The sequence below is a fragment of the Nocardiopsis sp. M1B1 genome (genome assembly GCF_052466615.1).
On the sequence record NZ_CP196194.1, the window covers coordinates 5982070 to 5997462 of the forward strand.

General features: G+C 72.1%; 11 protein-coding genes. 3 read left to right on the forward strand and 8 right to left on the reverse strand.

Going from position 1 to position 15393, the window contains the following annotated elements:
• The first annotated feature begins 331 nt into the window (after nucleotides 1-331).
• Nucleotides 332-1573, forward strand: coding sequence for a winged helix-turn-helix domain-containing protein (locus ACSTA4_RS25935; protein ID WP_444961371.1), 1242 nt, complete (start codon nucleotides 332-334; stop codon nucleotides 1571-1573).
• Here ACSTA4_RS25935 and ACSTA4_RS25940 read toward each other — a convergent pair.
• The 4 genes from ACSTA4_RS25940 to ACSTA4_RS25955 form a co-directional block, all read right to left on the reverse strand.
• Nucleotides 1551-1976 carry a type II toxin-antitoxin system VapC family toxin gene (locus ACSTA4_RS25940; RefSeq protein WP_444961372.1) on the reverse strand — a complete coding sequence of 142 codons (426 nt, stop codon included), beginning with the start codon at nucleotides 1974-1976 and terminating at the stop codon, nucleotides 1551-1553. The genes ACSTA4_RS25935 and ACSTA4_RS25940 overlap by 23 nt on opposite strands.
• 16 nt (nucleotides 1977-1992) lie before the next feature.
• Nucleotides 1993-2235, reverse strand: a complete 243-nt coding sequence (locus ACSTA4_RS25945) for an AbrB/MazE/SpoVT family DNA-binding domain-containing protein (protein WP_274974908.1) — start codon at nucleotides 2233-2235, stop codon at nucleotides 1993-1995.
• A 392-nt stretch (nucleotides 2236-2627) separates the two neighbouring features.
• Nucleotides 2628-3770: an acetyl-CoA C-acetyltransferase gene (locus tag ACSTA4_RS25950; protein ID WP_444961373.1), complete on the reverse strand. Its 1143-nt coding sequence runs from the start codon at nucleotides 3768-3770 to the stop codon at nucleotides 2628-2630.
• A 99-nt stretch (nucleotides 3771-3869) separates the two neighbouring features.
• The gene (locus tag ACSTA4_RS25955) at nucleotides 3870-5900 is read right to left on the reverse strand and encodes a DHA2 family efflux MFS transporter permease subunit (RefSeq protein ID WP_444961374.1); all 2031 of its coding nucleotides are present in this window, start codon (nucleotides 5898-5900) and stop codon (nucleotides 3870-3872) included.
• Between the two features lie 222 nt (nucleotides 5901-6122).
• On the opposite strand from ACSTA4_RS25955, the gene ACSTA4_RS25960 reads away from it, so the two are divergent.
• Nucleotides 6123-7265, forward strand: a complete 1143-nt coding sequence (locus ACSTA4_RS25960) for an acyl-CoA dehydrogenase family protein (RefSeq protein ID WP_444961375.1) — start codon at nucleotides 6123-6125, stop codon at nucleotides 7263-7265.
• A 36-nt stretch (nucleotides 7266-7301) separates the two neighbouring features.
• Nucleotides 7302-7469 carry a hypothetical protein gene (locus ACSTA4_RS25965; protein ID WP_013155167.1) on the forward strand — a complete coding sequence of 56 codons (168 nt, stop codon included), beginning with the start codon at nucleotides 7302-7304 and terminating at the stop codon, nucleotides 7467-7469.
• A gap of 73 nt (nucleotides 7470-7542) precedes the next feature.
• On the opposite strand, the gene ACSTA4_RS25970 is transcribed toward ACSTA4_RS25965, so the two are convergent.
• The 4 genes from ACSTA4_RS25970 to ACSTA4_RS25985 all read right to left on the reverse strand — a co-directional run bounded on the left by ACSTA4_RS25970 (nucleotide 7543) and on the right by ACSTA4_RS25985 (nucleotide 15376).
• Nucleotides 7543-9840, reverse strand: coding sequence for a SpoIIE family protein phosphatase (locus ACSTA4_RS25970; RefSeq protein WP_444961376.1), 2298 nt, complete (start codon nucleotides 9838-9840; stop codon nucleotides 7543-7545).
• Between the two features lie 152 nt (nucleotides 9841-9992).
• Nucleotides 9993-10694: a metal-dependent transcriptional regulator gene (locus tag ACSTA4_RS25975; RefSeq protein WP_017563554.1), complete on the reverse strand. Its 702-nt coding sequence runs from the start codon at nucleotides 10692-10694 to the stop codon at nucleotides 9993-9995.
• Between the two features lie 386 nt (nucleotides 10695-11080).
• Nucleotides 11081-11734, reverse strand: coding sequence for a pyridoxamine 5'-phosphate oxidase (gene pdxH, locus ACSTA4_RS25980; protein ID WP_212642644.1), 654 nt, complete (start codon nucleotides 11732-11734; stop codon nucleotides 11081-11083).
• Nucleotides 11735-11785: 51 nt separating this feature from the next.
• Complete coding sequence (locus tag ACSTA4_RS25985; RefSeq protein WP_444961377.1) at nucleotides 11786-15376, reverse strand: ABC transporter substrate-binding protein; 3591 nt, start codon at nucleotides 15374-15376, stop codon at nucleotides 11786-11788.
• Between the last annotated feature and the right edge of the window lie 17 nt (nucleotides 15377-15393).

The following is a 15393-nucleotide window of genomic DNA, read 5'->3' on the forward strand; positions in this document are numbered from 1 at the left end:
CGCGCGACGGGGAAGGGGAGAACAGCCCTGTGGACAACGGGAACGCGGGGTTCCCGGCGGGGAGAATGCGAGGAGGCGACCGTTCGTGCCCCGCTCCTCGGGGGCGCGGGGCACGGGAACGGTCGTGGCCCCGGTGCGGCCGTCCTCCGCACCGGGGCGTGTGCGACTCCCGGCACGTGCCCGGTGGTTCTTGTCGCGTTCTGTTGGACGGCTTTCCACCCCCGGAGGTTCGCATTGGGTCAAAGGTTTTTCGGCGCTCCCCGCCGGTCCGGCGCACGGGCCCCGCGGCCCGGGAGGGCGGACTGTCGGCGGTCGGGGTTACGGTGGCGCAATGGCAGAACCGCACCCCCGCCGCGACGCGGAACTCTCCCTCTCCCAGGCGCGCAGGATCGCGCTCGCCGCGCAGGGGTTCAGCGACCCCCGGCCCGCCGGGAAACCGACCCTCGCCCACCTGGCGCGGGTGGTGCGCAGGGTGGGCATCCTCCAGATCGACAGCGTGAACGTGCTGGCCCGCAGCCAGTACCTGCCGGTCTTCGCGCGCATGGGCGCCTACGACACCGCCCTGCTGGACCGGGCGGCCACCTCCGTGGCCGGCTCGGGGGCCGCGCGGCTGGTGGAGTGCTGGGCGCACGAGGCCAGCCTGGTGCCGCCCTCCACCCGCCAGCTCATGCGCCACCGGATGGAGCGCAACCGCGCCCAGGAGCGCGTGGGGTGGATGGACCGCATCCGGGAGGAGAAACCCGAGCTGGTCGAGGCGGTGCTGGAGGAGGTGGTGCGGATCGGCCCGGCCAGCGCCCGGCAGGTGGAGGCGGGGTTGGCGCACGACGTGCCGCGCGCCAAGGACCACTGGGGGTGGAACTGGTCCGAGGTCAAGAGGTGCCTGGAGTACCTGTTCTGGGTCGGCGACCTGACCTCCAACGGGCGCAACGCGCAGTTCGAGCGGCTCTACGACCTGCCCGAGCGGGTGCTGCCGCCGGAGGTGTACGCGGCGCCGGAGACCACCCCGGAGGAGGCGCACCGGGAGCTGGTGTCGATCGCCGCCCGCGCCCACGGGGTGGCCACCGAGGCATGCCTGCGCGACTACTTCCGCCTCAAGCACACCGAGTCCCGCGCGGCCGTCTCCGACCTGGTGGAGGCGGGTGAGCTGGTGCCGGTGCGGGTGCGGGGCTGGGACCGCACGGCCTACCTGCACCGGGACGCCCGGGTGCCGCGCAGCGTGCGGGCGCGGGCGCTGCTGAGCCCGTTCGACTCGCTGGTGTGGACGCGCGACCGGGCGGAGGAGCTGTTCGGGTTCCGGTACCGGCTGGAGATCTACGTGCCCGCCGCCAAGCGGGTGCACGGCTACTACGTGCTGCCGTTCCTGCTGGGCGAGGACCTGGTGGCGCGGGTGGACCTCAAGGCGGACCGCGCCTCGGGGACCCTGCTGGCGCAGCGGATCACGCTGGAGGACGGCGCGCCCGCCGAGACGCTGCCCGAACTGGTCGAGCAGCTGACCGAGATGGCCGCCTGGCTGGGCCTGTCCAACGGCGTCGGCGGCCCGGCGCTGGAATCTAGTTCGGTGAAACGAGCTTGACCGTGGGGAAGTAGGTCCGGAACCTGCGGGCGTCCCGACTCAGGAGTTGGAAGCCGCTGACAGCGGCGTGAGCACCGATGTAGAAGTCGGGCAGCGGTGTGGTCTTGTTCCCGCCCTGTTTGCGGTACTGGAGATGGGCCTTCCCCGCGAGGAAGGCCGCCTCCCAGGGGAGGGGTGCACGGACGAAGTCGTCGGTGAGTTCCTGATCGAGTTCCTCGATCCGGCTGAAACGTACGGACACCTCAGCGTAGATAAGGGGATTGATCACCAAAGGGCCCTGATCCGCCGCCTCCTCCAGCGCCCTGGCCGACCATTCCGCCCAGAGCGGGTCCTCGGTGAAGACGTCCAGCAGCACGTTGGCGTCGACGAGGGTGACTGTCGGCTCCTCGTGGGAAGGAGCCACGCACGACACTTCGGCCTCATCCCTCGTCATCATCGTCTCCCCTGGTCAGTGCCATGATCTGATCGGTGGACAGCGCGACGTCACCCTTGCCTCGGAGGCGGTCGACGAGACGTCGCCCCCGAGAACGCGTGGACGCTGAACGGACGACTCGGGCGCCCGTACCGTCCAGGACGAACTCGACCTCGTCCCCTGGTTTGAGTCCCAGGCTCCTGCGCACCTCGACGGGGATGGTGACCTGACCCTTTTCGGTGATTCTCATGAGACTAGGGTAATACCTCGTTGGTATTACCTCAGGACTTTCGATCCCGCTCCTCCGACGCGGTCTCCGCTAGGGAGCTGCCGCGACCAGATGCGCGACGTGCCCTGTCGAACGCTTCTCTGCTGGGACGTGTCCGAGGCGTCCCCGAGGAATCGAGGAGCCCCGCCTGGGCGAGCTTCGCGCGAATCACCCGCGCCTCGTCGGTCACGGGTTCGGGGTCGGCCGCAGTGCTCAGCACATGTGTCATGTACTCGTTCATGCTGACGCCACGACGTTCTGCCATGCGCCTCACACGCTGGACCAGCGCGTTCTCCGCCCTCCATGTGACCTGCTCCATGGAAGGAAGCCTATGTGCTCGCATGCGAGCACATAGGCTCCCGAGCCGGGCAAGTTCACACCCGCTCGATGATGGTGACGTTGGCCTGGCCGCCGCCCTCGCACATGGTCTGGAGGCCGTAGCGGCCGCCGGTGCGGTGCAGCTCGCCGACCAGCTTGGCCATGAGCACGGTGCCGGTGGCGCCCAGCGGGTGGCCGAGGGCGATGGCGCCGCCGTTGGGGTTGACCTTGGCCGGGTCCGCGCCCAGCTCCTGGATCCAGGACATCGGCACCGGGGCGAAGGCCTCGTTGATCTCGGTGACGTCGATGTCGTCGATGCCCAGGCCCGCCTTCTCCAGGGCGATGCGGGTCGCCGGGATGGGCGCGGTGAGCATGTACACGGGGTCGTCGCCCACCAGCGAGAGCTGCACGATCCGGGCCAGCGGGGTCAGGCCGTGCCGCTCGACCGCACGCTCGGAGGCGATCAGGACCGCGCCCGCGCCGACGGAGATCTGGCTGGCCACGGCGGCGGTGAGCGCCCAGCCCTCGCGCAGCGGCTTCAGGCCCGCCATCTTCTCCAGGGTGGTGTCGGGGCGCACGCCCTCGTCGCGCTCCACCCCGGCCAGGGGGGCGATCTGCTCGTCGAAGTGGCCCGCCTCCAGCGCCCGGGCCGCGCGCCGGTGGCTCTCCAGCGCGAACTCCTCCAGTTGCTCGCGCTTGAAGCCCCACTTCTCGCACATGAGCTGGGCGCCGCGGAACTGGGAGATCTCCTGGTGGCCGTAGCGCTCGACCCATCCTTCGCCGTACAGGTCGAGCCCGTTGTCGAGGGCGTACTGGACGTTGGCCCCCATGGGCACCATGCCCATGTTCTCCACGCCCGAGGCCACGACGAGGTCCTGGGTGCCGGACATGACGCCCTGGGCGGCGAAGTGGACGGCCTGCTGGGAGGAGCCGCACTGGCGGTCGATGGTGACGCCGGGGACGGACTCCGGGAGGCCCGCGGAGAGCCAGGCGGTGCGGGCCAGGTCGAGCGCCTGCGGCCCGACCTGGCTGACGCAGCCCATGATGACGTCCTCGACCGCGGCCGGGTCCACCCCGGTCCGGGAGACGAGTTCCCTGAGCACGTGCGCGCCCAGGTCCGCCGGGTGCACGGCGGCCAGGGCGCCCTTCCTGGTGCCGACGGGGGTGCGTACTGCGCCGACGATGTATGCCTCGGCCACGGGATCCTCCAAGGGCCTGGATGACGGTTATGAACCGAACTGTATTCGGTTTCTCGGATCCGGCAAGCCCTCGCCCCCGCGAATTCGCCCGGCGCCCCCTCAGGCCCGGTGCGCCCCCCGCTCCAGGTGTCCGGCGTCCCCCTCGTCCCCCAGGACGTCGGTGGTGATGCGCTCCAGGGCGGCCACCACCTCGGGGTGCTCCTCGGGGCCGTAGTCGGCCAGCAGCGAGCGCAGCGCGGTCCGCTGGGCCTCGAACACCCTGCGGGCGGCGGACGCGCCGCGTCGGCTGAGCTCCCAGGGCTCGCCCCCGCCCGCCAGGTAGCCCGCCTCGACCAGCTCCCGGTGGACCGGCTCCCAGTAGTCGGCGGGCAGCCCGGACATCTCCACCAGCTCCCCGGGCGAGAGCGGCCCGGTCACTCCCAGGTGGCTGAGCACCCAGCACGCGCGCGGCGAGACCTCCAGGCCCGCCGCCTCGCGCAGGCGCCCGTACATCTGGTCGGCGCCCTCCCGGCCGCAGGCCCGGAACACCTCCTTCTCCACGTGCGCGATGGCGCTGCGGCTCGCGGCGGCCACGGGAGGAATGGACTCGTCCAGGTCCGGGGAGTCGATGGTGGTGCGCAGCGGGATCTGCCGCAGGAACAGCGCCAGCACGAACCCGGCCAGGGCCACCGGGACCGCGCACAGGAAGACGGTGTCCACCGCGTCCGCGTAGGCCTGGAGGAAGGACGCCTGCGCCTGCGGGGGCAGCTGGTCCAGGCTGCGCGGGTCGCTCTCCAGCGCCGCGGGGTCCACCCCGGGCGGCAGCTGGATCTGCGCGGCCCGCTCGGCCAGGTTGGCCGCCAGCTGCCCGGAGAAGACGGCGCCGAACACCGCCGTGCCGAACGACCCCCCGATGGACCGGAAGAACGTCGCCGCCGAGGTGGCCACGCCCAGGTTCGCGTAGCTGGCGGCGTTCTGCACCACCACGACCACCACCTGCATCACCAGGCCCAGGCCCACGCCGAGGACGAAGAAGTAGAGCCCCATCTGCGCCATCGAGCTCTCCGGCCCCAGCCGCGAGAGCAGGAACAGACCGAGGGAGGTCACCGCCATCCCCAGCACCGGGTAGACCTTGTAGCGGCCGGTGCGGGTGACCAGGCGCCCGCTGGTGATCGAGGTCAGGAACAGGCCCAGCACCATCGGCAGCAGGTGCAGCCCCGAGGCCGTCGGCGACAGGCCGTGCACGACCTGGAGGAACAGCGGCAGGAACGCCATCGACCCCATCATCGCGAAGCCCACGCAGAAGCCGATCGCCATGGCCACCACGATGGTCGGGTCGCGGAACAGGCTGAGCGGCATGACCGGGTCCGGAGCCCGCCGCGCGGACAGCCACCAGCCCACACCGAGCACCACGGCGGCGGCGCCGAGCCCGAGCACCTGCGGTGACGTCCACGGGTAGAGGCTGCCGCCCCAGGAGGCGACCAGCGTCAGGCAGATCGCGGTGGCGGCCAGCAGCACGATCCCGGAGTAGTCGATGCTCTGGCGGCCGGTCGGCTGTCGGCGCGGCAGCACCACGAGCACCGTGATGAAGGCCAGGACCCCCAGCGGCAGGTTGACGTAGAACACCCACCGCCAGGACAGGTGGTCCACGAACAGTCCGCCGGGCAGCGGACCGGCCACGCTGGAGATGCCGAACACCGCGCCGAACAGCCCCTGGTACTTGCCGCGCTCGCGGGGCGAGACGACGTCGCCGATGATGGCGGAGGCCAGCACCATGAGCCCTCCGCCGCCGATGCCCTGGACCGCGCGGAAGAGGATGAGCTGGAGCATGCTCTGGGCGATCCCGCACAGGGCCGAGCCGACCAGGAAGACGGCGATGCAGGTGAGGAAGAACTGCTTGCGGCCGAACTGGTCGCCGAGCTTGCCCCACAGCGGTGTGACGGCCGTGACCGCGAGCAGGTAGGCGGTGATCACCCACGACAGGTGGTTGAGCCCGCCGAGTTCGGACACGATCGTGGGCAGCGCGGTGGACACGATCGTCTGGTCCAGGGCCGACAGCAGCACGGTGAGCATCAGCGCGCTCATGATCACCGCGATCCTGCCGCCCCGGTGCTCCCTGCGCGCCCGATGCCTGGCCTCGTACTGGGCCATGGCCCTCCCTCCCCCGGCCGGGCCGCACGCGGTCCCGCCCCTCCGCTACCGGCTCCGCTGTCGCCACCCTAGGAAGACGCGGCCCCGCGTCCGGCGGGAACCGCCGCACGGGCGCTGACGGGCACGGGAACTTTGCCGGGGCTTGGACTGTCCCCTTCAAAACCGAATTTGGTTCGGTTACTGTGGCGTCACGCAGGAATCCCCGACACCCCGGAGCAGAGCATGAAGCGGGATCTCTTCGACGCCGACCACGACCTCTTCCGCGCGTCGGTGGCCGAGTTCCTCAAGCGCGAGGTCACACCGCACCATCCGGAGTGGGAGAAGGACGGGATCGTGCCACGCGGGGTGTGGACCAGGGCGGGCGAGGTCGGCCTGCTCGGCCACGGCGTGCCCGAGGAGTACGGCGGCACCGGGCTGCGGGACTTCCGCTACAACACCATCGTCAACGAGGAGATCTGCCGGGCCCGCGCCAGCGGCCTGGGGATCACCCTCCAGAACGACGTCATGGCCCCGTACATGGTCGACCTGACCGACGACGGGCAGAAGAGGCGCTGGCTGCCGGGGTTCGCCAGCGGCGAGCTGATCACCGCCATCGCCATGACCGAGCCCGGCGCGGGCAGCGACCTCCAGGGCATCACCACCTCGGCGGTGCGCGACGGCGACGAGTACGTCGTCAACGGGTCCAAGACCTTCATCACCAACGGCGTCAACGCCGACCTGGTGATCGTGGTCGCCCGGACCGACCCCGACGCGGGCGCGCAGGGCTTCTCGCTGATCGCGGTGGAGCGCGGCGCCCCCGGGTTCGGCCGGGGCCGCAACCTCGACAAGATCGGCATGAAGGCGCAGGACACCGCCGAGCTGTTCTTCGACGACGTGCGTGTCCCGGCGGCCAACCTCATCGGCCGGGAGGGCGGCGGGTTCGTCCACCTGATGGAGAACCTGCCCCAGGAGCGGCTGTCCATCGCCACCTGCGCGGTGGCCTCCGCCGACGCGGTGCTCCAGCACACCATCGCCTACTGCCGGGAGCGGACCGCCTTCGGCCGTCCGATTGGGCGCTTCCAGAACACCCGTTTCGTCCTGGCCGAGTTGGCCACCGAGGTGGACATCGCCCGCACCTACGTGGACCGCGGCATCGGCCTGCTCAACCGTGGTGAGCTGACCGTGGAGGACGCCGCCATGGCCAAGTGGTGGACCACCGAACTGTGCAACAAGGTGATGGACCGGTGCCTCCAGCTTCACGGCGGGTACGGGTACATGATGGAATACCCGGTGGCACGGGCCTGGCAGGACACCCGCATCCAGACGATCTACGGTGGCACCACCGAGATCATGAAGGAGATCGTGGGGCGCGGCCTGGGACTGTGACCGCACAACCCCCTCCCCAGAAGAGTCGGAGCTGGAATGAGCGGTGCTTGGGACGGCCTCATCGTCATGGGCCTGCTGGTCGTGCTGCTCGTGATCGGGGTGCGCAAACTCCGGCCCCGGGTCCACATCCCGTGGACCACCAGCGGAATCGTGGTCTTCTTCGTCTTCCTGTGCCTGCTGCTGTGGGCCTGGTCCTGGCGCTAGCCGCCGAAGGGACGGGCCCGGCGCGTCGCGGCGGTTCCACGACTGCGCCGGGCCCGGAGGCTGCGGCGGGAGACTAGTCCTGCCCGGCCTTCTCGGCGTCCTCGGCCTTCTCCCGCTCCCCGGTCTCCTCGGAGTGCATGGGCATCTCGAACCAGACCGCCTTGCCGTCCGGGGTCGGCCGCGCCCCCCACCGGCTGGCCAGCTGCTCGACCAGGTACAGGCCGCGGCCGCCCTCGTCGTCGGCGGCGGCGCTGCGGATGCGGGGCAGGCGCAGGTCGTTGTCGAAGACCTCCACCCACACCGTGTTCGCGCCCCGCCGCAGCCGCAGCAGGAACTCCTTCTCCCCCGCCTCCTCGGCGGGTTCGTCGGTCTCCTCGGCCACCGCCTCCAGCAGGTCGCTCCAGTCCTCGTCGAACTCGTCGGCCACCGCGTCGAGCGGGGTCTCGGAGTCCAGCACCCCTCCGCCGGTGAACTCGCGGTGCACCGGGTGCGGGGTGGCGTGGATGACGACGTTGGTGACGATCTCCGAGACCAGCAGGCAGGCCAGCTCGGCCTGGTCGCGGTCCACCCCCCATTCGCTGAAGGTGTGGGCCGCCATGTGGCGGGCCTCGCCCACGGTGGAGGCCTCCGAGGGGAACCAGCCCTCGCGCAGCGCCAGCTCCTCGGAGTGGGTGCGCACGACCAGCAGCGCGGTGTCGTCGTGGTGTTCGCCCGGAACGCTGTGCGCGGCCGCCTCGGCGATCTGGTCCACGTCCTTGTCGGCGACCTCGGCCACCCGCTCCGACAGCAGCTCGAAGGCGCTCTCGGGGTCCGCGCTGCCCCCGGCCGGCCGCCTGTCCACGAGCCCGTCGGTGTACAGGACCAGGGTGGCGCCGATGGGCAGGCGCAGGTTGGCCTGGTGGTAGACCACGTCCTCGCCCGATCCGCCCTTGGCCCGCACGCCCAGCATGCGGTCGGTGACCTCCAAGTCGATCTTCTCCACCGACTCGGAAGTGACCAGCAGCGGGGGCGCGTGCCCGGCGTTGGCGTAGGACAGCTCGCGCGACCAGGCGTCGTAGACCATGTACAGGCAGCTGACGCTGGGAATCCAGGTGCCGCCCTCCTCGTCCTCCTGGCCCAGCTGGCGGACCCACTCGTCGAGTTCGCGCAGGATGTCGGCGGGCTCGCGGTCGGCCTGGGCGAAGGCGCGCAACGCGGCGCGCAACTGGCCCATGACGGCGGCGGCGTGCGGGCCGCGGCCCTCGACGTCGCCGATGACCAGTCCCACTCGTCCGGCGGAGAGCGGGATGGCGTCGTAGAAGTCTCCGCCGATCTGGGTCTGGACCCCGTACCCGTCGGAGCGCAGCGGCCCCGCGGGCAGGTAGCGGTGGGCCGCGGTCAGCCCGTCCAGCCGGGGCAGGCTGCTGGGCAGCAGGCTGCGCTGGAAGGCCAGCGCGGTGCTGCGCTCCTGCTCGAACAGGCGGGCGTTGTCGATGGCCAGGGCCACCCGGGAGGCGATGGCGCCGACGAGGTCGCGGTCGAAGCCCCCGTAGGTGCTCTTCTGCCGCGGTGAGAGTCCGGACAGCGCCAGGGTGAGCACGCCCAGCACCTCGCCGCGGGCCCGCAGCGGGGCGGCGATGGCGGAGGTGACGCCGACCTGGCGCGAGACCTGGTCGGAGCGCGTGCTGGGCGAGTTCTCGAACAGGTACTCGCTGCTGACCACCGTCTCCAGGCGGCGCAGGGCCTGGGTGACGAAGTGGCGTTCGGGGTAGCGGACCTCGTCGCCGACCTCGAACCAGGTGCGCGGCGGGGGCGTCCACCCCTCGGCGTGCACCGACACCTGTCTGACCAGGCGGTCGCGGTCGTAGAGGTCGATGAAGCAGTGGTCGGCGAACTGCGGCACGAGGATGCCCGCGACCCCCCTGACCGTGGAGTCGAACTCCAGCGAGCTGGTCAGGCGGCTGCCGATGCGCTCCAGCAGGCCGTACTGCTCCTCCACCCGTCCGCTGCGCAGCGCCTCCCTGGCGATCAGGGTGATGCCGTCGATCTCGCCGGACTCGTCGCGCATGGGCACGGCCTGGGCGCGCACGTGGATCCAGGTCGAGTCGCCCCGGAGCACGGCGAAGGTGCCCTCCCACGGCTCCCCGCGCAGGACGCGCCGGGCCAGCTGGGAGGCGTGCTCGCGGTCGGACTCGTGGATGCCGATGTCGAGCAGGGAGAGGCCGACGTAGTCGCGACCGCCCACGAACCCGAACAGCTCGCGCGCGAAGGGGTTCCAGTAGCGCAGGAGGCTGGCGCGGTCGATGACGACGATGGCGATCTGCGCCTGGTCCGCCACGGCGGCCGCGGCGAGCGCGTCACCCTTGGGGAAGGGCTCACCCCACCGTGTCATCTAGCCGCCACCTCGCCGTCATGAGCTGCATACATGCCCGCTCCGGGTACCCCGAACGACCGCACCTTGGGGCGAGCGTAGCAACACCGTCAACGTTCCCGCAGCGCAATGTGACAATCCTGATGAGCAACCAATCAACGCGTCCGTACGGTTCACGGCTTGGCGACGAAGATGTGCCCGGCGACGAGCGCCGAGAGCTCGGTTTCCCCGGTCTCACCGTCGATCACGCGGACCCCGTCGTCAGAGGCTCGCAAGACCACTTCCTGTCCCGGTTGTACCCCGGATCGGCGCAAGGTGAGCATGATGTCGGCGTCCGACTGGATCTGCTCGCTGATACGCCGCACGGTGACCGTCGTCTCGCTGTTCCCGGCGACGTCGATCATCGGGACGATGGAGTCGTCGGTGAAGGGCTCGGGGGAGTAGTCCTCCAGGCCCAGCTCGTCCAGGCCCGGGATCGGGTTGCCGTGCGGGCAGACCGAGGGGGCGTTGAGCAGCGTGACCAGACGCTCCTCCACCGCCTCGGAGATGACGTGCTCCCAGCGGCAGGCCTCGATGTGCACGTCCTCCCAGGGGAGTCCGATGACGTCCACGAGCAGGCGCTCGGCGAGCCGGTGCTTGCGCATGACGTGGGTGGCCAGACGGCGCCCCTCGGCGGTCATGACCAGGTGCCTGTCGTTCTCCACCCGCAGCAGGCCGTCGCGCTCCATGCGGGCCACGGTCTGGCTCACCGTGGGGCCGCTCTGGTGCAGGCGTTCGGCGATACGGGCCCGAAGCGGGACGATGCCCTCCTCTTCGAGCTCGAAGACCGTACGGAGGTACATCTCCGTGGTGTCGATCAGCCCGTGTGCGGTCAAGTCTCCCCTCCCAAGGCTCTGTGCCCGGCGCGCGGTCACGACGGGCACGGCGGGTCTCTCACAACACAGGCCGGGGCGACGTGATTCCCAGGGGCCGAGTGGGGACCGGGGCGTCCGCAGGACCGCGGGAGCGACCACCGATACACGCAAGCATATCGCGGCGCGGGGCGCCCGGATTTCTGCCCGGTCTCACGATGCGGATACGTTCTGCCCCGCGCCGCAAGGGCACTTGGTCACGCCGACGGGGGCCTTCCAGCCCACCGCGTGCGCCGGAGGGGTGCCGGGTCGACGCCCACCTGCGGGAACGGTCCCCCGAACTCGCGTACGAAGCGGCCAAGATCACTCTCGGGAGCGGCTCGGCACGAGCGCGTCACCCGACGGCCCGGTCAGGGGGCCAGGCGCTCGACGCTCCAGGAGCCGTCGGGCTCGCGCAGGTAGCGGAACCGGTCGTGCATGCGGTCGGCGCCGCCCTGCCAGAACTCCACCTCGCTGGGCACGAGCCGGAAGCCGCCCCAGTAGGCGGGCCGGGGGATCTCCTCCTCGGCGGCCCAGACCGTGTCGAACTCCCGGTAGAGCCGGTCGAGCTCGGCCCGGTCCGCCACCGGCCGCGACTGGCGCTCGCTGGCCCAGGCGCCCAGCTGGGAGCCGCGCGGGCGCGAGGCGAAGTAGCGGTCGTTCTCCTCGTCGCTGAGCCGCTCCACCCGTCCGGCCAGCAGGACCTGGCGCCGGACGGCGTGCCAGGGGAAGACCGCGCTGGCGCGCGGGTCGGCCTCCAGGGCCAACCCCTTGCGCGAGGTGTAGTTGGTGAAGAAGCGCAGTCCCGTGCTGTCGTAGCCCTTCATCAGCACGGTGCGGGCGCGGGGCATGCCCGAGGGCTCGACGGACGCCAGGACCATGGCGTTGGGTTCGGCCAGGCCGGAGTCGTAGGCCTCGTCGAACCACAGGTGGAACTGCGTCATGGGGTGGTCGGCGAGCCCGGAGCGCCTCAGGGGCGCGCCCAGGTACGGTTTGCGCAGTTCGGCGGGGTCTTGGTGGTCCACACGGGGCATCCTCTCGCGTCGGGTGCCGCGCGCGCCACCCGGACCCGCGCGTCAGGCGCACGCCGGTCCGGGGTCGACCGTGCCCGTGCTGACCTGGCCGCAGGCGGCGATCACGTGCTGGCGTTCGCCGTCCGAGCCGAGCGGACCGACCACGACGAGCTGGACCATGCGGTCGCGGTACCAGTTGCCCTCGGAGGGCTCCCCGAAGCCGAGGTAGCCGGAGACGGCGGACAGGTTGTGCGTGCCCTGGATGTTCTCCACGAGCGCCTGCTGCTCCTGCTCGTACCCGGTGTCGGTGCCCAGGAACGGCGAGGGCCGCTCGGTGGGCGCGGCTGAGCCCTCCTGGGGCCCGGCGCTCTCGGGAAGGGGGTGGGAGATGCCCCGCAGCGCGCGCGAGACCACCTTGAGCGCGTCGTTGGCGATGGCGGCGTGGGTGATCGAGGGCATTCCGCCGTCGGCCGCCACGGCCTCGGCGTCGGTCCCCCGCTCCGGCTCCTCCTCGGTCTCCCCGTCCTCCTCCTGGTCGGGGTAGAGATCCCCGATGAGGGTCCGGGCGTCGTTGTAGAAGGAGCGTTCGCTGGCCTGCGTGTACTGGCTCCAGGCGCCGCTGGCGGCGAGCGGGGTGTAGAAGACGGGGTACCCGGAGGCGTGGCCGAGCGTCTCGGCGTGGTCGGTGACGAACTTGGCGATGTCATCCCCGCCGAGGATGTCGACCCCGGCCTCCACGCACATCCCCTCCTCCTGGACCTGGTTGTGGAAGTCCATGAAGTCGGTGGAGCGGCCCGCGAAGTAGATGACGTCGGGCGGGTCCTCGGCGCACACACGCGACAGCTGGTCGGCCTGGGTGGGGCCGCCGTCCTGGTAGGGCAGCACGCCGGGGAAGGGGCCGGTGCTGTCGTCGGCGAGGGTGACCGGTTCCGTCTCTGCGCCGTCCGTCCAGTACTGGCCGCCCAGGGAGCGGAAGGCGTTCATGAACTCCACCGCCAGGTGGGGGCCGTAGCTCTCCCCCTCCTGGTTGTCGGCGATGGCCACGGCGGTGCGGGCGGGGCCCAGGGACTCGGGCTCCTCCCCCTCGGCCAGCCCCTCGCCCGTCCACGGCACGCCGCGGTAGGACCACAGGGCGGCCTGTTCGGCCAGGCGGGTGTTGGAGGGCGCCACGGGGAAGAAGTACTGGCTGTACTTTCCCGAGGTCTCCATGGCCACGTCGTCGAAGGTGGCGGTGGTGCCGACCATGGGGATCCGGGCCCCGCTGAGGACGCGGACGGCCTCGGTGTTGGGCTGGACGCTGTGCCCGAAGCCGACGGCGGCCACGGGCCGGTCCATGCCAAGGCCCTCGTCCCGGGCGCGTTCGACGATCGTCTCGGCGGTCTCGCGCGCGTACCGCCAGCCCTCGCCGGTGTTGGCGAGCAGGATCTTGATCCGAGGCAGGGAGGCGTCGCCCGAGGCGTTGTGCTCGGCCTGTTGGTGGGCCAGGCCCAGCAGTTCGCCCTGGACCCCGGCCAGGGTCAGGTCGCTGGCCCCGGTGACGCTGAGTTCGGCGACGTAGGCGATGGTGACGTGGTTCTCGTCGTCCTCGTCGATCCGCTCGTTCTGCTCGCGGATGCGCTCGGTGACCTCGCGCAGGCGCTCGTGGAAGACGAAGTCGCCGAAGGTCACCCCGACGCAGTCCTTGCCGTGCCGTTCGATGCCCCGGGGTGTCCAGACCCCGCCCGACGCGCACGGGTTGAAGCGCTCGGCCACGACCGGGCCGACCACCCACAGCGCCAGGACGGCGACGGCGGTGACCGCGGCGGTCGCCATGGCGGCGACCCCGGTGACCGCCCCGGCGGTGAGCACCCGGTTGCTCTCGGGCGGATCGGGGTTGCCCGCCCAGGCGGCGGAGTCGGCCGGGACCCGCTGGGTGAGCAGCCGGGAGCGGCCCAGCACCCCGGCGGCGTGGCGCTCGCGCAGCCACCGCGACACCGCCTCCTCGGGACGGCTGCCGTTCTCGGCCTCGGGCAGCGTGGGGTAGCGGGAGACGTCCACCCGGTCGTCCGCCAGCGGCCGGGCGCCGCGGTCGCGCACCTGCACGACGAGCAGGGGGTCGGGGAAGGCGCGGCGCAGCCGTTCGTCCTCGACGAGGCGGACCAGGTAGCGGCCGACCCGGTCGAGGCGGGCCTGGTCCACGAGGAGCACGGGGCGCTGGCGGCGCCCGCGGCGCGGGGAGGGCGAGCGGCGTCCCGGGGAGCCGCCGTGGGTGTGCGCGAGGTCGTCGAGGAAGGCGTTGACGGCGAGCCGGTGGACGCCGGGCGGGCGCTCCCCGCGCGGGCGTTCGGCGGCGTCGTCCCCCTCGCGCTCGGGCCGCTCCTGCGGGGGCACGACCGTGACGACCGCGTGCCGTCGGCGGCGTGCGGTCAGGGACTCCCACCAGCCGTCGTGCGCGGGCGTGGTGTCGGGGCGCTCGGGACGGCGGCCGTCCCCGGCCCCGTCCGGCTCGCCGCGCCCCTCGTCGGCCCCGGGGTCGCGGACGAGGCGCCCGGTGAGCCGGCGGCGGTTGAGCAGGTTGAGGACGTGGACGCCGCGGGCGCGGTGGTTGCGGGGGACCGACTCCTTGTCCTCGCTGGCCGCCTGGGTGTCCACCACGTACCGGTGGTGGTTGAGCCAGCGGTAGGAGCGCCAGGGCAGGACGAGGAAGAGGCCGAGGCAGGCGTAGACGACCGCCAGCAGCAGGGCCACGCCCACCGTGACCAGGTTGTTCAGCCCCTGGAGCACGAGCCCGAAGACACCGGCGACGACACCGCCCAGGATGACGGGCGCGGCCAGGGTGGCGAGGTTGAGGAGGAAGCCCCAGGGGGTGAGCACGTGCGTGTCGGCCTTGCCGAAGGTCACCCGGCCGGTGAGGCGGGCGACGAACACGGCGGTCCGCTGGAAGGCGCGGTCGTAGAGGCCGCGCAGGCCCGAGCGCAGGCGGTGGGGGTAGCGGCGCACGGCCCCGGCGTCCCGCACCGCCCGGTCGGCGTCGCGGTCCGCGCCCCGGCCGTGTTCGAGCTTGGCCCTGCTCAGCTCGGCGACGACGTAGATCTGCGCCTTGGCGTTGGCGTCGAGGTCGGCCTCGTCCTGGACGACCTCCTCCCCCGAGACCGCGGAGCGGATGGCGCCGAGCCTGCACACGCGCAGCCACAGCAGGGAGCGCAGCCGCTCGAAGCGGGGCCAGGGCGGGGGCCTGCGCCAGCGCCTGCCGGAGGGCCGTACGGCGTCGGCCTCGGCCAGGAGGCCCGACATGAGGTCGTAGAGCTCCTCGGTGGTGGCGTAGGCCTCGTGCGGCCGGGACCGCGCCTCGTGCGCGGGGGCGCCGGACCGGCTCAGGGGCAGCCGCCAGACCGGCTGGTCGCCGCAGCGCTCGGTGAGCACCTCCAGCAGGGCGTCGCGGTCGGCACCCTCCTCCAGCTCCAGGTCGAGCACGGGCGGGGGCTCGGCCACGTCGCCGCGCTGGGCGCCGCCGCGGTTGCCGACGGGGAGCCTGCGGGCGGCCCGCCGCTCCATCCTGCCCACGAGGCGGGCGTCGGCCCGGGTGGGGCGCACGCGCAGGGCGTCGAAGACCCTCAGGAAGGCGCTGCCCTCACGCCCGCGGGCGGCCTCGGGGTCGGTGCTGCTGGCGGCCACGTGTGGATGCCCTCCGT